The 20242-nt window shown below is 62.7% G+C and carries 17 protein-coding genes; 14 read left to right on the top strand and 3 right to left on the bottom strand.

Going from position 1 to position 20242, the window contains the following annotated elements:
* Positions 1–14: 14 nt before the first annotated feature.
* Positions 15–914 (bottom strand): DUF4862 family protein, encoded by a 900-nt coding sequence (locus tag ACRQHG_RS02665; protein ID WP_435719417.1) that lies wholly within the window; start codon positions 912–914, stop codon positions 15–17.
* Positions 915–937: 23 nt separating this feature from the next.
* Complete coding sequence (locus ACRQHG_RS02660; protein WP_026428554.1) at positions 938–1891, bottom strand: PfkB family carbohydrate kinase; 954 nt, start codon at positions 1889–1891, stop codon at positions 938–940.
* A gap of 239 nt (positions 1892–2130) precedes the next feature.
* Here ACRQHG_RS02660 and ACRQHG_RS02655 point away from each other — a divergent pair, with 239 nt between their 5' ends.
* The 5 genes from ACRQHG_RS02655 to ACRQHG_RS02635 all read left to right on the top strand — a co-directional run bounded on the left by ACRQHG_RS02655 (position 2131) and on the right by ACRQHG_RS02635 (position 8165).
* Positions 2131–3120: a bifunctional riboflavin kinase/FAD synthetase gene (locus ACRQHG_RS02655; protein ID WP_435719416.1), complete on the top strand. Its 990-nt coding sequence runs from the start codon at positions 2131–2133 to the stop codon at positions 3118–3120.
* Between the two features lie 69 nt (positions 3121–3189).
* Positions 3190–3570 carry a phage holin family protein gene (locus tag ACRQHG_RS02650; protein WP_435719415.1) on the top strand — a complete coding sequence of 127 codons (381 nt, stop codon included), beginning with the start codon at positions 3190–3192 and terminating at the stop codon, positions 3568–3570.
* Between the two features lie 206 nt (positions 3571–3776).
* Positions 3777–4046, top strand: a complete 270-nt coding sequence (gene rpsO / locus ACRQHG_RS02645) for a 30S ribosomal protein S15 (RefSeq protein ID WP_016442511.1) — start codon at positions 3777–3779, stop codon at positions 4044–4046.
* Between the two features lie 274 nt (positions 4047–4320).
* Positions 4321–6759 (top strand): polyribonucleotide nucleotidyltransferase, encoded by a 2439-nt coding sequence (locus tag ACRQHG_RS02640; RefSeq protein ID WP_435719414.1) that lies wholly within the window; start codon positions 4321–4323, stop codon positions 6757–6759.
* A 92-nt stretch (positions 6760–6851) separates the two neighbouring features.
* Entirely contained in the window at positions 6852–8165 is a 1314-nt protein-coding gene (locus tag ACRQHG_RS02635; protein ID WP_435719413.1) for a M16 family metallopeptidase, read from the top strand.
* A 42-nt stretch (positions 8166–8207) separates the two neighbouring features.
* Here the strand turns inward: ACRQHG_RS02635 and ACRQHG_RS02630 are convergent, their stop codons facing one another.
* Positions 8208–10244, bottom strand: coding sequence for a P-loop domain-containing protein (locus tag ACRQHG_RS02630; protein WP_435719412.1), 2037 nt, complete (start codon positions 10242–10244; stop codon positions 8208–8210).
* 37 nt (positions 10245–10281) lie between these two features.
* Here ACRQHG_RS02630 and dapB point away from each other — a divergent pair, with 37 nt between their 5' ends.
* The 9 genes from dapB (at position 10282) to recA (ending at position 20239) form a co-directional block, all read left to right on the top strand.
* On the top strand, positions 10282–11028 hold the full coding sequence (gene dapB, locus ACRQHG_RS02625) for a 4-hydroxy-tetrahydrodipicolinate reductase (protein WP_284896740.1): 747 nt from the start codon (positions 10282–10284) through the stop codon (positions 11026–11028).
* A gap of 9 nt (positions 11029–11037) precedes the next feature.
* Positions 11038–11946, top strand: a complete 909-nt coding sequence (gene dapA / locus ACRQHG_RS02620; protein ID WP_435719411.1) for a 4-hydroxy-tetrahydrodipicolinate synthase — start codon at positions 11038–11040, stop codon at positions 11944–11946.
* Between the two features lie 177 nt (positions 11947–12123).
* Entirely contained in the window at positions 12124–13800 is a 1677-nt protein-coding gene (locus ACRQHG_RS02615; protein WP_435719410.1) for a ribonuclease J, read from the top strand.
* Between the two features lie 61 nt (positions 13801–13861).
* Positions 13862–16735 carry a DNA translocase FtsK gene (locus ACRQHG_RS02610; protein ID WP_435719409.1) on the top strand — a complete coding sequence of 958 codons (2874 nt, stop codon included), beginning with the start codon at positions 13862–13864 and terminating at the stop codon, positions 16733–16735.
* Between the two features lie 9 nt (positions 16736–16744).
* Positions 16745–17356, top strand: a complete 612-nt coding sequence (gene pgsA, locus ACRQHG_RS02605; protein ID WP_435719408.1) for a CDP-diacylglycerol--glycerol-3-phosphate 3-phosphatidyltransferase — start codon at positions 16745–16747, stop codon at positions 17354–17356.
* Positions 17353–17895, top strand: coding sequence for a CinA family protein (locus ACRQHG_RS02600; RefSeq protein ID WP_435719407.1), 543 nt, complete (start codon positions 17353–17355; stop codon positions 17893–17895). The genes pgsA and ACRQHG_RS02600 overlap by 4 nt, the downstream gene beginning before the upstream one ends.
* Positions 17896–18051: 156 nt before the next feature.
* Complete coding sequence (locus ACRQHG_RS02595; RefSeq protein WP_026428564.1) at positions 18052–18432, top strand: helix-turn-helix domain-containing protein; 381 nt, start codon at positions 18052–18054, stop codon at positions 18430–18432.
* Between the two features lie 181 nt (positions 18433–18613).
* Entirely contained in the window at positions 18614–18850 is a 237-nt protein-coding gene (locus ACRQHG_RS02590) for a DUF3046 domain-containing protein (RefSeq protein ID WP_435719406.1), read from the top strand.
* A 216-nt stretch (positions 18851–19066) separates the two neighbouring features.
* Positions 19067–20239 (top strand): recombinase RecA, encoded by a 1173-nt coding sequence (gene recA / locus ACRQHG_RS02585; protein WP_435719405.1) that lies wholly within the window; start codon positions 19067–19069, stop codon positions 20237–20239.
* Positions 20240–20242 lie beyond the last annotated feature (3 nt).

The raw sequence follows: 20242 nt of genomic DNA, 5'->3' as shown, positions 1-20242 counted from the left end.
GCGATAATGTGCGGTTAGTTCGCTACCGCGGCACGGTGGATATGCTCGAGCATGGCCACGCGCTCGGGCAGGGAAGCATTGGCCGGCACGCAGATCTTGGCACCCAGGTACTGTGCCCCGCCCTTGCGAGCGTCCGTGGCGCAGCGGGTGATTTCTTCCGCCGTCATAATCGACGTCGGCTCATCGGCCCGCGAGGGGAGATGCCCATCGATCCAGGCATAGCCGTACTGGGTTTCTGCCGGGCCTGCCCCGGAGAACATAAGGCCAGCGAGCACACCCGCCTGCGCGCATGCCTCGATATGCGCGAAAGCAGTATCCGCGCTGCGTTCCTCGAGTGCGGAGCGGCCCCAGTTAATGTGGATACCCAGGCCCAGCTCCTGGCAGAGGGCGATTTCTTCCTCGAGGGGAAGGAAGCCCTTTTCCGGAGCCTGACCTTCGATATAGCGGTCACAATGCTCGATCACGGGAACTGCCCCGGACCAATCCCACTCCGATAGTTCGGCGAGGGAGGCGCGGAAAGCTGCGCCGTCGGCCTGCTTGGTGGGGGCCGAATGGAGCTGCACCTTCGTGATGACGGGGCGGCCGCTAAGCTGGGCGAGGGAAGCGACGGCGTCGCGAATCTCACGGGTGAAAGCGAGAGCGGCCGCGCGGCCCTCCTCATCGGGGGAAGCCAGTCCGAAAGCCGGGTTTTTCCCGACGTTTTGCATGGTGCCAGGAATCGCGGTAATTGTGTTAGGCGTCCAATGCGGGGCGATGACGTCCGCGATGGCCTTAGGCTCGCCGGCGAGGACTCCCGGGAAAGGAATCTCGATTCCGGAGACCCATTCCTGCTCCGCCAGCAGGCGATAGTAGTCAGGTTGCAACGCGGGCTCGGGGAGCGATGCATAAGCCCCAACAACGAAGGGGAGTGTCATTTATTTTCCTTCCAAAATAATATTTAGCGCAACGCCGGATCGCCGGTGCGGACGGTATCAACCTCCGCGGGAGTGGGGGAGTAGGCACCGTCGTGGCTGACGGTCAGCCCCGCCGTAATAACCGCCTGGTGCAGGGCGGGGCGCACGTCGGAGAAGTGGGCGGCGCGCAGGCGCTGCTTGGCTTCCACCGATCCGAGGAGCCCGGCTTCTAGGAGCCCGGCCAGCATTCCGGCCATGAAGGAATCACCGGCGCCCACCGTGTCGCCCAGCTCCACATTGAGCGGATCGACGACGAGCATATCGCGCTCCCCGGCCAGCTTGACATAAGCACCCCACGGCCCGCGGGTAACCACCACCATGCCCGGCCCGGAGGTAACCCACCGGCGCATAATCCGCTCCACCGGCTCACCCGGGTAGAGCCACTCAAGGTCCTCATCAGAGGCCTTGACCACATCGCACAGCGCCACCAGTTCCTCAATGCTCTCCCGCACCTTTTCCGGAGAACCCATCAGATCCGGGCGGGCATTAGGATCGTAAGAGACCGTGCCGGTCAGTGCCTGGCGCTTGACGGCGCGTAAAATCTTCTTGCTCGAGGCACCCACCACCGCAGAGTACGAGCCGCAGTGCAGGTGGCCCACCGTATCCGGGTCCGGGATCTCGGGGAAGTCCGATTCGACGTCGAATTCATAACGCGCCCGGCCCTCCGCGTCGAGGAAGGCGCTCGCGGTAGTGGTGCGGCTGGCACCGTCGGATCCGGGGACGATCTCCACACCCATGGCGGCGGCCTGCGCGGCGATCCGCTCCCCGCGCTCATCACGCCCGAACCAGGTGGCGAGCTCCACGTGCTGGCCGAGCCGGGCGACGCCGGATGCCACATTGAGAAGTGAGCCGCCCACGACCTCGGTGCCGGGTCCGCTTTCTCCCTCACGGATAATAATGTCCACAAGCGCTTCACCGGCGCTCACAAATCGTGCCATTGGTGCCTCCCATCGCCACAGCTGTTCTGCGCGCAGGCCCGGGGCACCGTAACCTGGCTGCCCGACGCTGCGCACGCTTTCTTCGCACACCAGTTTATCTGGAAAATCACCGTGATTTTGGGGCATACGGGGCGCGGAAGGCCCCGCGCCGTGGCGTAAAAATGTCAAGCCCGGGTGCGCAAAAAATTCTGGTTTTTGCGCGGGTGGGATAACGAGGCGAATAAGCTACCCTGGAGAACGTGCAGATTTGGACATCTCCTTCAGATATTTCGCCGGATTTTGACCGGAGCGTCGTGACCTTCGGGGTGTACGACGGCGTCCACCGAGGGCACCGCGCCGTGCTCACCCGCGCCGTTGATATTGGCCGGGAGCTCGGCTGGCCCGTTATTGTTCTCACGTTTGATCCCCATCCGGCCACCGTCCACCGCCCCGAGGCCCATATTCGCCTCGTTATGAGCCTGCAAGATCGTATCAACCGCATTGAAACGCTGGGAGTAGATGCGCTTTACCTTCAGCATTACGACGCCGCCTACGCCCGCGCCACCGCCGCAGAATTTGTACGGGACCAGCTGGTGGGCCAACTCCGGGCCGGCTTCGTGGTGGTCGGGCATGATGCCCGCTTCGGGGCGGGGAATACGGGGGATGAGGCGGTGCTACGCTCCCTCAGCACGGAGCTGGGCTTCGGCGTGGAAATCGTAGGTGAGCGATGCGATGCGGCGGGGAAACGGTGGTCCTCCACCCGGGTGCGCGCCGCGCTCGCCACCGGCAACGTTGATCACGCCGCGCAGATCCTGGGGCGCCCGCACCGTATCCACGGCACCGTGGTACACGGGGCGCGCCGCGGGCGCGAATTGGGATTCCCCACCGCCAATCTCAGCGGGGATGACCTGGGTGAAGTGCCAGCTGACGGCGTCTACGCCGGGTGGCTGGTGCGCCGCGTGCCAGGCGGCAGCGCTGAAGAATACCTCCCGGCCGCCATCTCCGTGGGCACCAATCCCCAATTCGATGGCCAGGAACGCACCGTGGAAGCCCACGTGCTCGGGCGTAGCGACCTCAACCTCTACGGGGAGCCCATCAGTATCGATTTCGTCTCCCGCATCCGCCCCATGCTCACATTTGGTTCGGTTGATGAATTGCTGGCCCGCATCGACCTTGACGTTTTAGAAACAGCGGATCGCCTGGGTGTTCCGCCCGCCGGCCGCGTGCCACCCGGCGCCGTGCAAGCCTAGCGCCGCCTGCACCGTCAGCACCGTCAGCACCGTCAGCAAACGGCCGGCCGCATTCGCTAGGGTAGGTGCATGAGTACATTCGCTCTTCGCGTCGCCATCAATGCTGTTGCGCTGTGGGTGGCCACGCTCCTGATTCCCGGTCTGGCAATGGTGGGGGAGGCCCCCGATACGCTCCGTCTCATCGGATGGTTCGTGGTAGCCGGCCTCATTCTCGCTATTCTCAACGCTGTCATTCGGCCGATCTTGAAGTTCCTGTCCTTCCCGCTCTATATCCTCACCCTCGGGCTTTTCTCCCTGGTGATTAACGCGGCGATGATCTCGCTCACCGCTTGGGCTTCCCAGGGCTTGGCGGTGCACCTGGAGGTGGGCAGCTTCTGGGCGGCGCTCTTCGGTGGGATTGTTGTCTCCCTCGTCAATATGGTGCTGAGCGGCTTCGTGGACCGCTCGTAGCGCCCCGTCAGGCCCCACCGTCCGGTCACCACCACCGACCGGCAAAGGGAAAGCGGGGAAGGCCACACCCGCACTGGCGGATACGCCAGTGCGGGGCGTCGTCGCCGTGTGCTAGAATTTTCAGGCCGTTTACATCGGCCACGGTAGCGTCATGCCTGGGAGAACATGCCCCGGAGCTCCGTGCAACGGAAACTAAGGAGAATCGCATGGCCCTCAAGCCTGAAGAAAAGCAGAAGATCATTGCCGAATACGCCACGCACGAGGGCGATACCGGTTCCCCCGAAGTGCAGGTGGCCTTGCTCTCGGCTCGTATTTCGCAGCTGACGGAGCACTTCCGCTCGCACATCCACGACCACCATTCGCGTCGTGGTCTCATGCTTCTTATCGGCCAGCGCCGCCGCCTTCTCAGCTACCTCGCTGAGGAAGATATCGAGCGGTACCGGTCGCTGATCGCACGCCTCGGCTTGCGTCGATAAGTACTTAAAGCGGCTCGGGTTTCATCCCGGGCCGCTTTCCGTATGCCCGCAGGCGTGAGAAGTGGCTCAGCATCGCCGCAAGTGAACTGTGCGCGGCGCTCAGCTGCTTGCTCGGGCATTACGATAGACAGGGTGCGGTGCGCCTGCGCACCCTAACATGTGGAGTACCGCGAACGTGGTCTTCGGTGATGGTTGACGAAGGCGGGAACGCTAGGGCCCGTTTTCGTGAATTACCACTGATGGCCGCCTCGCGGCCGAAATAAAAGGAGGTCCCGTGGAGGGTCCCAATATTCATAGTGTGGAAGCCGTTGTTGATAACGGCTCCTTTGGAACACGTACCATTCGATTCGAAACCGGGCTGCTGGCCCAGCAGGCCAACGGCGCCGCCCTGGCCTACCTGGACGGGGAAACCACCGTTTTCTCCGCCACCACCGCCTCGAAAAGCCCGAAGGAACACTTCGATTTCTTCCCGCTAACGGTGGACGTGGAAGAACGCTCCTACGCGGCCGGTAAAATTCCCGGTTCCTTCTTCCGCCGCGAAGGCCGGCCCGGTACGGACGCCATTCTGGCCGCCCGCCTCATCGACCGCCCGCTGCGCCCGCTCTTCACCAAGGGCATGCGTAACGAAGTGCAGATCGTGGAAACCGTCCTCTCCATCCACCCGGATGATGCCTACGACGTTCTCGCGATCAACGCCGCCTCGCTGTCCACCTCGCTGACGGATCTGCCCTTCGCCGGGCCGGTCGGTGGCACCCGCGTGTCCCTCGTGGACGGGCAGTGGATCGCCTTCCCGCGCTGGTCGGAAATGGCGCGCGCCACCTTCTCCATGGACATTGCCGGGCGCATTGTTGGGGACGACGTCGCCATCACCATGGTGGAGGCCCAAGCTCCCGAACAAACGGAAGCGAACGTGGCCGCCGGTGGCATTGCCCCCACCGAAGAAGTTATTACCCAGGGCTTGGAAGCTGCCAAGGGCGTTATCCGCACCCTCTGCGAAGCGCAGCTCAGCCTCATCAACGAATGCGGGAAGCCCACCGCGGACTACCCCTTCTTCCCGAATTACACTGACGCCCAGTTCGAGGCCGTCGGGAATGTTCTTGGTGATCGTTTCAACACCATCCTCGGGATTGTGGACAAGGTGGAGCGCGATACCGCACTCAATGACCTCACCGATCAGATCGTTTCCGAGCTGACGGTGCCCGCCGATGCCCAGTTCAACCTGGAAGAAGATGGCCCCGGGCTCGCCGCCGCAGTCAATGACCACTTCAAGGAAGTCATGCGCCGCCACGTCCTCACCGAAAACGTGCGTATGGACGGGCGCCGTCCCACCGATATTCGTTCGATTTCCGCGCAGGCCGGCGTGCTGCCGCGCGTGCACGGTTCGGCGATCTTCCAGCGTGGCGAAACCCAGATCCTCGGGGTGACCACCCTCAATATGCTCAAGATGGAGCAGCCGCTGGATAATCTTTCCCCGATTACCCACAAGCGCTACATCCACCACTACAACTTCCCGCCCTACTGCACTGGCGAAACCGGGCGCGTGGGCAGCCCCAAGCGCCGCGAAATCGGGCACGGGCACCTGGCCGAAATGGCGCTGGAATCCCAGCTGCCCAGCCGCGAGGAATTCCCCTACGCGATCCGCCAGGTCTCCGAGACGATGGGCTCGAATGGCTCGTCCTCCATGGGTTCGGTGTGTGCCTCCACGATGTCCCTGCTCAACGCGGGTGTGCCGCTCAAGGCCCCGGTTGCCGGTATCGCCATGGGTCTCATCTCCGCCCAGATTGATGGGGAAACCAAGTACGTGACCCTCACCGATATTCTCGGTGCGGAAGACGCCCTGGGCGATATGGACTTCAAGGTGGCCGGCACTCGCGATTACGTGACCGCGCTGCAGCTGGACACCAAGCTGGACGGCATCCCCGCGGAAGTCCTCTCCGCGGCGCTGTCCCAGGCCCGTGACGCCCGCCTGGCCATCCTCGATCTCATGAACCAGGCCATTGACGGCCCCGATGAGATGGCGCCCACCGCCCCCCGTATCCTCACCGTGAAGATCCCGGTGGATAAGATCGGCGAAGTCATCGGCCCCAAGGGCAAGATGATCAACCAGATCCAGGAAGATACCGGCGCGGAAATCACCATCGAGGATGACGGCACCGTCTTCATTGGCGCTGCCGACGGCGCCTCCGCGGAAGCCGCTCGTGACACGGTCAATTCCATCGCCAACCCGCAGCTCCCCGAAGTGGGCGAACGCTACGTGGGCACCGTGGTCAAGACCACCACCTTCGGTGCGTTCATCTCCCTCACCCCGGGCCGCGACGGCCTCCTCCACATCTCCCAGATTCGCCGCCTCGTGGGTGGCAAGCGCGTGGAGAACGTGGAAGATGTCCTCAACGTGGGCGACAAGGTCGAGGTCGAAATCGGCGAAATCGATGATCGCGGCAAGATCTCCCTGGAAGCGGTCGTTCCGGAAGGCGAAGCGAACACCGAAGCGGAAAGCTCCGATCAGGGCGATAACGGCGATCACGGCGAAGCGGAGGAGAGCGCCCCGCGGCAGCCGCGTGCGCGTTCCCGTTCGCGCCGGCGCAGCGAGTCCTCGGCGCCCAGCGCGCCCTCGGCAGACGACTCCGATGCTGATTCCAGCTCGAGCCGCGGTTCGCGTGGAAGTCGCGGTTCGCGGCGGCGTCGTCGCACCGTCCACACGGACGAAGACTAAAACCCGCGCCCACGGGCGCTAAGGCATAGTGAACTCCCCGAATGTTTCCGGACGTTCGGGGAGTTTGCGTAACTATCCAGAAAAGTATTCCCATGATGTATAGCGAACTGCCCCTTCCGCTTAACGCGGGCGCCAGTCTCAATATTGACGACGACGGCGCACTCCTACGCCGCACCGTCCTCCCCGGCGGGCTCCGTGTCCTCAGCTACCGCCTGCCCCATATTCACTCCACCTACGTCAGCATGTGGGTGGGCGCCGGGTCACGCGACGAAGTTGCCGAAACCCAAGGATCCACCCATTTCCTTGAGCACCTGCTGTTCAAAGGCACCAAGCGGCGCAGTTCCCTCGATATTTCGCGAGAAACGGACTACCTGGGCGGGGGATTCAACGCGGCCACCTCGAAGCAATACACCCACTATCACGGCCATATTTTTGACGAGGACCTGCCCCAGGCCATCGATATCCTCGCCGATATGCTCACCAGCGCGACCCTCAGCGCCGAAGATTTCGCGGTGGAACGCGGCGTTATCCTCGAAGAACTCGCCATGTATGCCGACGACGCTACCGATACCGCCATGGAAAAAATCCCGCAGTTGGTCTTCGGGGATCACCCGCTGGCGCGCCCCGTCGGGGGAACGGCGCAGACGGTGCGGGCCCTCCAGCACGAGGCACTCCTCGAGCACTACCACGGGGTCTACCATCCCGATGAAGTGGTGGTGGTTGCCGCGGGCGCCGTTGATCACGACAGGCTATGCGAGCTAGCGGTGGGTGCGCTGAGCGCCGGGGGCTGGGACCTGAGCACGGAGCGCGACGCCCACCCGCGCCGTATCGCCCCGCCTATCGTCTACCAGGAAGCGCGCGAGCTGCATGTTCCGAAAGAAGTGGAGCAGGCGGCGGTTATCGTGGGGATGCCGGGGCTGAGCTTGACCAGCGAAGACCTGCCCACCTTGCTGGCTCTCAATGCGATTCTGGGCGGGGGAACCTCCTCGCGGCTCTTCCAGGAAATTCGGGAACGGCGCGCCCTGGCCTACTCGACCTATTCCTTCCCGATCAGCTACCGCGAAGGCGGCATGTTCTGCCTGGCGGCCGGCTGTGCCCCGCATAATGTGGGCACCGTGCGCGAACTCATGATGACCGAATTGGATCGCCTCGCCCGCGACGGCGTGAGTGAAGAAGAAACAGAATCCGCCTTCCGGCGCCTGCGCGCCGATATTGTGTTCGACGCCGAACGGGTGGGCACCGCCATGACCCGGCTCGGCACCTCGGAGCTGGTCCGGGGCAGCCTCATTTCGCATGAGGAACACCTGCGCCGGGCCCGCGCCGTGCGCGCCGCAGATATAAACGAGCTGGCCCGCCGCATTGCGGCAGGCCAGCGTTCGTGCGTAACCGTCGGACCGGAGAACTAGCGGGCGCTCCGCTGGGCCGCTAATTCTCCGGTCGGTTTCCGGCTATTCGGCGTGCTCCGGGCTGGGCGCCGACGGGGCGCTGTCACTCGATGGGGCAGACGGGGCACTGGGTACGGATCCCGCACTTGGTGCCGACGGCGCGGCCGCCCCAGCCTCCGCGCCGTCCGCCTCCTTCTCGTCCGTTTCTGGCTCGCCCGCGGCCGGCTCGCCCGCGGGCGGCTCGCCCACCGGGGCGTGCACCACCTTGAGGGTGCGGTAGCGGTTGAGTGCTGCGGCAATATCCACCGCGCGCGGCCGGGCCAGGAAGGCCGGTTTTTCGCCGGCACCCAAGGCATCGAGGCCGTGCGTGGCAATGGTCTCCTCCAGGCGCGCAATACCTTCCGGAACGGTGTATTTGCCGCGCAGGCACAGGGCGCGGGTGGGGTCGGTCAGGGAACGGATCGCCCAGGCAATTGCGGCGGTCTGGCCCGGATCCACAATTTGGGGCACATCGCTGAGATCAATATCAGCGCGATCCAGAGAAATAAGATCCACCCCGCGCGACTTCGTTTTCGCTTTGACCCCGTGGGCCTTGAGGGGGAGGGGGTAACGGGGTGCCGGGTGCGCAAACTCAGCAATATCGTTGCGCTCCCGCGGGTGTGCCGCGGCAACCTCGCGGGCCTGCTCCGTGACATCGTGGCACACATAGTGGTCCATGAGGAGCACCCGATCCGCGGCATCCAAATAATCGCCCGAGCCACCCATGACCATAATGGTGGAAATACCGGCGCGCGCCATACCTGCCACCCGATCCACAAAAGGCGTAATCGGTTCCTGGTTTGCCGGCACCAGCTCCCGCATCCGCTCATCACGAATCATAAGATTCGTGGCCGAGGTGTCCTCGTCAATAAGCAAGACCCGCGAACCGGCCTCAATGGACTCGGCAATTGCGGCGGCCTGCGAAGTAGAACCCGAAGCATTTTCGGTGGAAAAATCAGTGGTATCCGTGCCATCGGGCAGGGAATTGATGAAAGCTGAGACATCCACACCGGTCACCCAGCGCCCATCGGCGGCACGCACCTTCATCGCGCTGGGATCCATGGCGACCAGCTCGCGCCCATCCCCGGGAATATGCGGGTAAACACTGCGCTCCAGCGCGGAGAGCAGCGTGGACTTACCGTGGTAGCCCCCGCCAACGATCACCGTAATACCCGGAATAACCGGCATGCCGGTCACCTCACCGGCATGGGGCAGCTGCACGCTTTCGCGCAAATTCTCCGGGCTGGAGAAAGCAATGGCATCACTCAAAGGCAGATCGGAAATACCCGACCGGCGCACCAGTACTGCGCCGTCGTTAATAAAACCAATCCAGCCGCGCTCCCGAATCACGTCCTGAAGGGCGAGATAATCCTCATACGTTTCCACATGTTTACGTAACGCGTCCCGGTGAGCTGCGAATTCTTCCCCTTCGGAGGAGAAATTGAGCGTGGCTTCGATGATCTCGGGAAGGTACTCATCGGCGGTTTGGGCCATGGCATGCCCGAGGATCGTGCGCCCCTGCGCTGGGAAATGGCATTGGAAACGCAACTCCACATGATTGGCGAGAACGGTAGCGCTCGAGCGCTCCAAAATCTCTTGCCCCACTTTCGCGATGGAAATATCGCGAGAATGGCGGGCGTGCTCCGCAAAAGTACGGGCCAGGAAATCAGCAACAGCCAGGCGCTGCTCCGGGGTGGTGAGCAGATCAGCGGGGATCCCTACCTTCGCCGGATCGGCCGTCACCCGCAGCGCGGAGGGCGGTGCGTAGGGATCGGATTGCACCCGATCAATATGCACCGTGTACATGCCGTAGTCGTAATCGCCGATAACAGACTTGTAGGCAGGGTAATTGCGTCCGTCCAGTTCGTGGAGGCGGTCGATAAGGTCGACGTCGTCTCCCTCGACTCGCGCAAATTCGCGCCGTTCACGGGGCGCCCCGCCCCGCCTATCCCGACGGTCGAATTGGCGATCCCGGCCCCCGCGCGGGCCCCGGCCTCCCCGATAGTCGCGCCCACCGCGGGCATCGTAACGTTCCGAGCTGTGCTCATATCCAAAACTCATAACACCTAGTCTATCCAGGCCACGTAGCATGGACGGTATGACTATCAACGTAGCTGTGGTGGGAGCGGCGGGACGGATGGGGAGCACCGTGTGCACCGCCGTCACCGCCGCCCCCGATATGAACTTGACCGCCCGGATCACCAAGGACGATCCCATCAATGCCCAGACCCTGGCGGGTGCCACCGTGGGAGTGGATTTCACCGTTCCCGATGCCACGGAAGATACCGTGCGAGCCCTCCTGACCAACGGCTGCCATGCTGTTGTGGGGGCAACGGGATGGACCCCGGAAAAAATCGCGCGTATTGAGGCCGTGGCCAAGGAGACGGGGCGCCATGTGCTCATCGCCCCGAATTTCGGTTTGAGCGCCGTGCTCACCATGATGTTCGCGGAAATGGCCGCCCCGTATTTCGAATCCGTCGAAGTGGTGGAAATGCACCATCCAGATAAAGTGGATGCTCCCTCGGGAACGGCGCGCGCCACCGCGGAGAAAATCGCGGCGGCCCGGGCGGCGGCCGGATGCGCACCCGCCCCCGATGCGACCTGCGGGCCGGCGCCCGCCCGCGGGGAGAAAATTGCCGGCATCCCGGTGCACGCGGTGCGCCTACGGGGCCTGAACGCCCACGAAACGGTGCTGCTGGGCAACCCGGGCGAACAGCTCACCTTGCGCCAGGATTCTTTCACCCGCGAATCGTTTATGCCCGGGGTGCTCCTCGCTATCCGCGGCATTGACCAGCATCCGGGCGTGCAGGTGGGATTAGAGCAGTATATGAGCTGGGGACGATAGGCTGAGCCCATGGACGAGCACACTTTGCCTTCACGTAGTTTCGGATCCGTCAGCGTTGCGATGGTGACCCCTTTCCACGCCGACGGCTCCTTGGATGTTGATGCCGCGGTGGCGTTGGCCACCACCCTCGTGGACCAGGGCTGCGATGCCCTGCTCCTCTCGGGTACCACCGGGGAATCTCCCACCACGCACCAGCCCGAAAAAGACGTACTGGTGCGGGAAGTGTGCGCGGCGGTGGGGAACCGCGCCATGGTTATCGCCGGCGCCGGTTCTAATGACACCGCCCACGCCGTGCGCATTGCCCGCGGTGCGGAAAAAAGTGGGGCGCAGGGGCTGCTCGTCGTCGCCCCGTATTACAACCGGCCCTCCCAGGAGGGCGTGTACCAGCATATTTTGAACGTGACGGAAGCAACCGATCTGCCCGTCATGGTTTACGATATCCCGGGGCGCACCGGGGTGCGGCTCGAACTGGATACGCTGCTGCGCCTGGCGGAGCATCCGCGCATCCTCGCCGTCAAAGATGCCACCGGGGACGTGGCGGGCGGTTTCGTCAAAATGGCGCGCACCGGCCTGGAGTATTACTCGGGGGACGACGCTCTCAATTTCGCCTGGCTCGCCCACGGTGCCTCCGGGGTGATTTCGGTGGCCGGGCACGTTATTGCGGCGCGCTTGCGGGCCCTGGTGGAGCAGGTCGATGCCGGGGATCTGCCCGCCGCCCGCCGAGAAGCCGCCGCGCAGCGTCATATTATTTCCGCGATTATGGGCAGCGGCCAGGGCGCCGTTATGGCCAAAGAGGCGCTCAAGCTCCTCGGGGTTATCCCCTCGGCAACCCTGCGGCTACCCCTGGTGGGGGCCTCCGCGGCGCAGATCGCGGAACTGGCGGAAGTGCTGCGCGCCGAAGGGCTCCTCGCGGATTAGCCGGTGCGGGCACGGCGGCAACGGCGGCAGGCGCTCCGTGCCGCGCCGTGCCGCAACGAGGTGGGGCGCTCCGTGCCGCGCCGTGCCTCGCCGCCGCGGCGGACTAGCAGGCCACTAGTTTTACGCCCGGGCATGAAGCACCTATGGAAGCGCCCCGCTTCGTGAGAGAATACAGGGGTGAGTGATGAAGTGAAGAAATCTGTACCACCGCTGCGGAACGCCGTTCGTATCGTTCCCCTAGGTGGGCTCGGTGAAGTTGGCCGCAATTGCAATGTTCTTGAATACCAGGGAAAACTGGTGGTTGCCGATTGCGGCGTGCTGTTCCCCGAAGAAGCCCAGCCCGGTGTTGATCTTATTCTCCCCAATCTTGACTACCTGGAAGATCGCCTCGAGGATATTGCCGCCATCGTGCTCACCCATGGGCATGAGGACCATATCGGGGCGGTGCCCTACCTGCTGAAAATGCGCCCGGATATCCCGGTGATCGGATCCCAATTGACCATTGCTTTCGTGGAGGCGAAGCTCCAGGAGCACCACATCACCCCGAATGTCACCGTGGTGGCCGAAGGTGATTCCATGAGTATCGCGGGCATGGAATTTGAGTTCATTGCCGTCAACCATTCCATTCCGGATGCGCTGGCCCTGTTCATCCGCACCCCGGAGGGCAATATTCTCATCACCGGCGATTTCAAGATGGACCAGCTCCCGCTGGACGGGCGCCTCACCGACCTGCGCGCTTTCGCGGCGGCCGGGGATGAAGGCGTGGACCTATTCATGTGCGATTCCACCAATGCGGAAATTCCCGGTTTTGTGCATTCCGAATCAGAAATTCAGCCGGTGATCGATTCGGTAATCGGCGGGGCTACCGGGCAGATCGTTGTCGCGTCCTTTGCCTCGCACGTGCACCGGGTCCAGCAGGTCCTCAACGCCGCTGCCCACAACGGGCGCAAGGTTGCCTTCGTGGGTCGCTCCATGGTGCGCAATATGAAAATTGCGGAGGACCTGGGGTATTTGGACGTGCCAGAGGGCACCGTCGTCGATCTCAAAAATATGAAGGACCTGCCCGAAAACTGCCGCATCTACATGTCCACTGGCTCCCAGGGTGAACCCATGGCGGTGCTTTCCCGCATCGCGAATCGTTCCCACCCCAAGGTGGCAATTAATCCCGGGGATACGGTGCTGCTGGCCTCCTCGCTCATTCCCGGAAACGAAAATTCGGTGTTCCGGGTGATCAACGGGCTTATCAAGCTCGGCGCGAATGTTATCCACCAGGGAAATGCGCGGGTGCACGTATCCGGGCACGCCGCTCAGGGCGAATTGCTCTACTGCTACAACATTTTGCAGCCGGCCTACGCCATGCCCATTCACGGGGAGGTGCGCCACCAGGTCGCTAATGCCGGTGTCGCGGTGAAAACCGGGGTGCCTGCCGATAATGTGATTCTGGCGGAAAACGGTTCGGTTATCGATATGATCGACGGCGAAGTTCGCCTCGTCGGGTCGGTGCCTTTCCAGAATATTTATGTGGACGGTTCCTCGGTCGGGGATATTACCGAATCCGAACTCAAGGACCGCCAAATTCTCTCCAACGAAGGCTTTATTGCTATTTTCGCGGTGGTGGATACCAATGCGCGGCGCATCGTTACCGGCCCGCACCTCCAGGCGCGTGCCATGGCCGAAGATGAAACCGTCTTTGACAGCATCACTCCGGAAGTCACGCGTGCCCTGGAAGAAGCCGTGGCGAAGGGCTCGGATAGCTACGGGATGCAGCAGGCCATGCGGCGCGTGGTGGGGCGCTGGGTGTCGCGTAAATTGCGCCGTTCGCCCATGATTATTCCGACCGTCGTGGAGGTGTAGTCCCCCTCGCATGCGGCGCGCCGGGAGGGGCAAGTTTTTGCACAAAGGCTAGGCTTTTGATGTGAAGTTTCAGCGACGTGTCAAAAAAACCGAGAAAGAGACGACGGCGCCCGCGCGCCGCCCGTCCCGCCGTACCGCACCGTCCGCCAACGGTGCGGGTACGGAGCGGGCGGAGGGGCGCCAGCTGACGGGGAACGTGCGCAACGCCCTCGTGGCCACGTTCCTCGGTCTCGCGGTTATTGTGGCACTGCGCGAATGGTTCAATATTTCCGGGGTTCTCGGCGGGGTTATTCACCACGCCACCGCCGGTATCTTCGGGATGCTCTCCGTTCTTATACCCGCCGTCTTCCTGGCCCTCGCTATCAGGCTGGTGGTCCCGGCGCGCGGGAACGAACACCGGCGGGTGCTGCTCGGCGTGTTGATGATCGTGGTGTGCCTGGCCGGCATTATTCACGTCGTGAAACAACCGCGCAGCCCGGCCGACCACTTCGCGGACGTAGAAAACGCCGGCGGCCTGATCGGCTGGCTCGGCGGGGGCGTCCTCGAAATGCTGTTCTCCCCGTGGGGCGCCGTTCCTATCCTCGTCATTATTATTTTGTGGGCCGGGCTCTATATTGCCGACGTCTCCATGGCGGATATTGCCGCCACCATTCGGGACCGGCGCGAACAGCGCCAGCTTGATACGGGGGAGGAGATCGCCAACCGCGGGCATTCCGCCTCAGTGCCCTACGATTCCCCCCACGATATTGATGCGGCGGAGAACACCACCCGGCTCCCCAGCGCCGGGCGCACGTCCCGGCGCGGTAAGAAATCCGCGCGCAGTTACTTGGATGCGGCACTGTCCGGAGCTTCTTCTGAGCACGACGACGCCGCTACCGATCCCGCCGCCAGTAATGGCGGGAATGGTGCAGACGGGGCGGCGGGGTCCGCCTGGGCAGACGGTGCCAATGGTGCCAGCGGCGCCAATGGTGCGCAGACCCAGGGCGCCACCACGGTGCTGCCGCAGGCTACGGCGGGAAGCGGGGCGGCGGGTCGGGCGGCGTCGTCGCCGAAAAAAACGGTGCGCACCAAGAAAACCGGCAGCGCGGCAGAGACCCAGGATGCGGCGGCCACGGTGCCTGATCTTCCCGCACCCGATACCGGCGCACCGTTCACCCGTACCCAGCAGCTAGTCCTCGACCCGAGTATTTTGTATGAGCTGCCCTCCCCGGATCTGCTCAAACGCGGGGCGGTGCATCCCGAACGCACCGAGGCAAATGATCGCGTTGTTGCTGCGCTCACCCAGGTCTTCACCGATTTCGGGGTGGATGCGCAGGTGGTTGGCTTTTCACGCGGGCCGACGGTTACCCAGTACGAAGTGGAACTGGGGCCGGGCGTCAAAGTCGAGCGCATCACCCAGCTCTCGAAGAATATTGCTTATGCGGTGGCAAGCGCCGATGTGCGTATTCTTTCGCCTATTCCCGGCAAATCCGCGATCGGTATTGAGATTCCCAATGCGGACCGTGAAGTGGTGCAGCTGGGCGACGTCTTGGCTTCTGACGTGGCGCGCCGTGACCACCATCCCCTCACCGTGGCGGTGGGGAAGAATGTGCGCGGGCAGTTCGTGGTGACCAACCTGGCGAAAATGCCGCACCTGCTGGTGGCGGGCGCTACCGGTGCGGGGAAGTCGTCGTTCATCAACTCGATGATTACCTCGGTACTTATGCGCTGCACCCCGGACGAAGTGCGGATGATCCTCGTGGATCCCAAGCGCGTGGAGCTGACGATTTACGCGGGTATTCCCCATCTCATCACTCCGATTATCACCAACCCGAAGAAGGCCGCCGAGGCGCTGGAATGGGTGGTCAAGGAGATGGACGCGCGCTACGACGATATGCAGTCCTACCGCTTCAAGAACATCACCGATTTCAACGAGGCGATCCGGGCGGGCACCGTTAAGGCACACGATCCGCACCGTACCCTCCAGCCCTACCCCTACCTGCTGGTCGTGGTGGACGAATTGGCTGACATGATGATGGTGGCGCCGCGCGACGTGGAATCCTCCATCCAGCGCATCACCCAGCTGGCGCGCGCCGCCGGTATTCACCTGGTGCTCGCCACCCAGCGTCCCTCCGTGGACGTGGTTACCGGCCTTATTAAAGCCAATATTCCCTCCCGCCTGGCCTTTATGACCTCCTCGCTGGCCGATTCGCGCACCATCCTCGACCAGGGTGGGGCGGAGAAACTGATTGGCCAGGGCGACGCCCTCTTCATGCCGGGCGGTGCCCAGCCAATTCGCCTCCAGGGTGCCTGGGTGGACGAGGCAGAAATCGAGCGCGTTGTCGAGCACGTGAAAACGCAGCTGCGTCCCCAGTATCGCGAGGATTTCCAAGAAACGGTGGAGGCTGCCGGGCGTGAAAAGAAGCAGCGCGAAGAAATCGGTGAGGACCTCGATATTCTGCTCCAGGCCGCGGAAATCGTGATTACCACACAATTCGGATCCACCTCCATGCTGCAACGTAAATTGCGCATTGGCTTCGCCAAAGCGGGGCGGATGATGGACCTGCTCGAACAATACGAAATCGTGGGACCCTCCGAAGGCTCCAAGGCCCGCGACGTGCTGGTGGCCCCGGAACTGGTGGAAGACGCCCTCGCCATGCTGCGTGGAGAACGTGACTCTATTTACGAGGACGAACCGAGCGAGGCGGAAGCCGGGGCCGGGACAGCTGGCGCCGGTGCGCCGGGAACTGGAGCGCCCGACGGGGCGAAGGGCGCGAACGGTGGTAACGGGGCACCTAACGGTGCGAACGGTGCCGGTGCTGGCGCCGCGCCCGCGAACCGCTACGCCGAAGATCCACTGGCACACGACCCGGAGAGCACCGCCCCCACCTGGTACGACGATGATGACCCCGCCGGCGAATCCGGGGAGGACGCCTGGCAGCTCACGGGGCGGTAAAGTAGGGCCATGTCTCACACGAACGCTCCGGAGGCGAGCGAGCCGCCCCTCCTCAATATTGCTAATGCTTTGACGGTCGCGCGGATCATCCTCATCCCCGTTTTTGTTTGGGTGTTCTGGGAGCCGACCGCTACCCGCAGCTTCTGGGCATGGGTAGTTTTTGCCGTCGCCGCTTTCACTGACCGCCTCGACGGGCAGCTGGCGCGTTCGCGCGGTCTGATTACTAACTTCGGGAAACTCGCCGATTCCATCGCCGATAAAGGCCTCATCGCGGCGGCGCTCATTATGCTCTCGCTCCATGACCGGCTGTGGTGGTGGGTCACCATCCTCATGATCGCCCGCGAAATTTTCATCACCCTGGTGCGGATGCTCGTGGTGACAAAACAGGTTATGGCGGCCGGCTGGATTGGCAAACTCAAAATGTTTGCCCAGTCCATCGGTGCCGGTATCCTCATGCTGCCGTGGATTGCGTGGCTCGGGCACCCGGGTGGAGATATTTTCCAGTGGCTCGGGTGGATCACCCTCGGGGTGGCGCTTGTACTCTCGGTGTGGTCCGCCGTCGGGTATGTCGGCGACGCGGTGCGTATCGCCCGCGGTAGCGGCCACGAGGCGCATTCATGATGACGGCGCAGCCAAGTGGCGCCGCGGACCTCGCCACGCTCACGGAAACTTGCGTGAGGAACTTGCACGAACGCGGCCTCAGCCTCGCCTGCGCGGAATCCCTCACCGGCGGGCTGCTCACCGCACAATTCGTCACCATTCCCGGGGTTTCTGCGGTGCTGCGTGGGGGAGTGGTCAGCTATGCCACCGACCTCAAAGCCAGCATCCTCGGAGTGTCTAGCGAGCGTTTGGCCAGCCACGGGCCGGTAGACCGGGAAGTCGCGCTCCAGATGGCCCGCGGCGTATGCGACGTCGCCGGAGCGGATATCGGCATGGCCACCACCGGGGTAGCCGGCCCCGGCCCGCATGATGGGCACCCGGCGGGAACCGTGTGGATTGCGGTGAGCACGCGGAGCGGTGCGCACCTGGCGCGCGAACTCCATATTGCCGGGGGCCGGAGCGACGTACGGAGCGGGGCGGTGCGCGGCGCCGTCGAACTTCTTGCAACGTTTTTGCACGACGGCGCAACCGATCAGTGCGCCAATTCGGCTGTGTCCTGACTAACTCCTGTTCGCTCCCAGTAAATCTTCAGATTCGCCTGGCTTAATATTTGTGGAACCTTTTGATGGCCTCGTGCCACGAGCCTGGCACCGGAGGCGATGAAGATGTTTCGCTCTGTGGGGAATAAAAACAGGAAGTAGGCGTTGAGGTTAGTGATGACAATTGATACCCGTACCGGCGTAACCCGGAAGAATGATTTCGTAGTGCGTCCTGAACAGCGCCAACCCGCTCTCCTTCGCGAAGAGATTGGCGAGGTTTTGCGGGCCTACCGGCAGCGGCAAGGGCGTACCCTGCGGGAAGTTTCCTCCGATGCACGTGTTTCCCTCGGATACCTCTCCGAAGTCGAACGTGGTCAGAAAGAAGCTTCCTCGGAACTCCTCGCTTCGATCTGCCGGGCGCTCAACGTGCCCATGAGTCACGTGCTGCGCTTGGTTGCTGATCGGATTGATCTGGTTGAAGGTCGCATCCCGGCTCACCTGCGCGTGCCGGAAAGTCCGGCGGAACTCATGCGCGGGGAACTTTCCACTACGAAGTAATCCCTGTACACCACGTCGCAAACGGCGCGGTCAAGGTAGCGCCCCGCTCGCAAAGCGGGAGTGCTCGGAGCTAGGCCATTAGCTTCAGTTTCCCTTGATACGCGCCGTTATGCTGTGTCGAGCGCTTCTCACCAGGCGCCCTAATCGAGGCCCCACACCAGCAAAGGAATGCAAAGCACCGGTGCGTGAATCTGAATTCTGGCTCAATATTGATCGTGCTTTCCCGCACGGGCGCGGGAGAAGCGCGGCCCAAGATCTCGTTCTATCCGCTCTGGGTGACCGCAGCCCGGTCCAAGCCCTCGAAGCGGGGGAAGATCCGCAGCGGATCTGGGATGCCGTCTGTGACACGATGGGATTCCCGGATTACTACCATTACCTCCACCGGCTCAGCTCGGAAGATTTCGCGGCCCGCGAGTAGCTGCGTGAATGCAGCGGGTGACACACCCTCTCGATACGGTACCGAACAACCGTTCGTATTAGAATAGTCCACAGATCCTCAGGCGTCAGCGTTATCCACAAGAGTTTCGCGGCGCCTAAGTATGTCGTAGGCCGGATATACAGTGATCTCGAGCCTCTCGGAGAGGGAGTGTCTCGCCTAGGCCTGATCTGTAGGAAACGTGAGTAAGGATGGGATATGGCCGCAGCTAAAGCTAGTGCCCGCACCAAAACGGTCGGGCGCCCCGCAGTGGATGATCGCAAACAGGCAATTGATACCGCTCTGGCGCAAATTGATAAGCAATTCGGTAAGGGCTCCGTAATGCGGCTGGGTGACCATGTCCGTCCGCGGGTGGAAGTCATTCCTACCGGATCTATCGCTCTGGATATTGCCCTTGGCATTGGTGGTTTGCCGCGCGGGCGCGTGGTGGAAATATACGGTCCGGAATCTTCGGGTAAAACCACGGTTGCGCTCCACGCTGTTGCTAGCGCGCAGCGCAATGGCGGGATTGCCGCGTTTATTGACGCAGAACACGCGCTTGACCCTATCTACGCGCGGGCGCTGGGCGTTGATACTGATTCGCTGATTGTCTCCCAGCCGGATACCGGGGAACAGGGTTTGGAAATTGCCGATATGCTCATTCGCTCCGGCGCGATTGACATCATCGTCATCGATTCCGTGGCTGCCCTCGTTCCCAAGGCGGAAATTGAAGGCGATATGGGCGATTCCCACGTTGGTTTGCAGGCACGCCTCATGAGCCAAGCACTGCGGAAAATGACCGGTGCGCTCTCCGCCTCGGGTACCACCGCCATTTTCATTAACCAGCTGCGTGAAAAAATCGGGGTGATGTTCGGCAACCCGGAAACCACCACCGGCGGAAAGGCCCTCAAGTTCTACGCCTCCGTCCGTATGGACGTGCGGCGCATTGAGACCCTCAAAAATGGTAGTGAACCCGTGGGGAACCGCTGTCGCGTCAAGATCGTCAAGAATAAGATGGCACCGCCTTTCAAGCAGGCAGAATTTGACCTCATCTACGGTGAGGGCATTTCCCGGGAGGGAAGCCTCCTCGATGTTGGGGTGGAACTGAATATCATCCGCAAGGCCGGCGCCTGGTTCACGTATGAAAGTGACCAATTAGGCCAGGGTAAAGAAAAGGCCCGCCAATTCCTCATGGATAATCCGGATTTGCGTGATGAAATTGAGGATAAAATTCTCCGCAAGGCCGGCCTGCGGGAAGACCCGGAGGAAGCTGAAGCAAGCGAAACTGAAGCTAAGGCCGGAGTTGATGGCACTACCGCGGGAGCTGGTGGTGCTAAGCAGGCCGCATCCGCGAAAAGCACCGGCTCCGCCGCGGAAACCGTTGATTTCTAAGTA

Origin of the sequence: Actinotignum vesiculae (assembly GCF_051267215.1) — a bacterium.
Taxonomy (GTDB): Bacteria; Actinomycetota; Actinomycetes; order Actinomycetales; family Actinomycetaceae; genus Actinotignum; species Actinotignum schaalii.
Note: the sequence above shows the minus strand (reverse complement) of the source record. Positions and strands in the feature narration are given on the sequence as shown.

Excerpts from the sequence above, each read along its gene's own strand:
- ACRQHG_RS02600 (WP_435719407.1), top strand. The coding sequence starts at position 17,353 with ATGATGACGGCGCAGCCAAGTGGCGCCGCGGACCTCGCCACGCTCACG.
- dapA (WP_435719411.1), top strand. The coding sequence starts at position 11,038 with ATGGACGAGCACACTTTGCCTTCACGTAGTTTCGGATCCGTCAGCGTT.
- recA (WP_435719405.1), top strand. The coding sequence starts at position 19,067 with ATGGCCGCAGCTAAAGCTAGTGCCCGCACCAAAACGGTCGGGCGCCCC.
- ACRQHG_RS02595 (WP_026428564.1), top strand. The coding sequence starts at position 18,052 with ATGACAATTGATACCCGTACCGGCGTAACCCGGAAGAATGATTTCGTA.
- ACRQHG_RS02635 (WP_435719413.1), top strand. The coding sequence starts at position 6,852 with ATGATGTATAGCGAACTGCCCCTTCCGCTTAACGCGGGCGCCAGTCTC.
- pgsA (WP_435719408.1), top strand. The coding sequence starts at position 16,745 with ATGTCTCACACGAACGCTCCGGAGGCGAGCGAGCCGCCCCTCCTCAAT.
- dapB (WP_284896740.1), top strand. The coding sequence starts at position 10,282 with ATGACTATCAACGTAGCTGTGGTGGGAGCGGCGGGACGGATGGGGAGC.
- ACRQHG_RS02665 (WP_435719417.1), bottom strand. The coding sequence starts at position 914 with ATGACACTCCCCTTCGTTGTTGGGGCTTATGCATCGCTCCCCGAGCCC.
- ACRQHG_RS02630 (WP_435719412.1), bottom strand. The coding sequence starts at position 10,244 with ATGAGTTTTGGATATGAGCACAGCTCGGAACGTTACGATGCCCGCGGT.
- rpsO (WP_016442511.1), top strand. The coding sequence starts at position 3,777 with ATGGCCCTCAAGCCTGAAGAAAAGCAGAAGATCATTGCCGAATACGCC.
- ACRQHG_RS02650 (WP_435719415.1), top strand. The coding sequence starts at position 3,190 with ATGAGTACATTCGCTCTTCGCGTCGCCATCAATGCTGTTGCGCTGTGG.
- ACRQHG_RS02660 (WP_026428554.1), bottom strand. The coding sequence starts at position 1,891 with ATGGCACGATTTGTGAGCGCCGGTGAAGCGCTTGTGGACATTATTATC.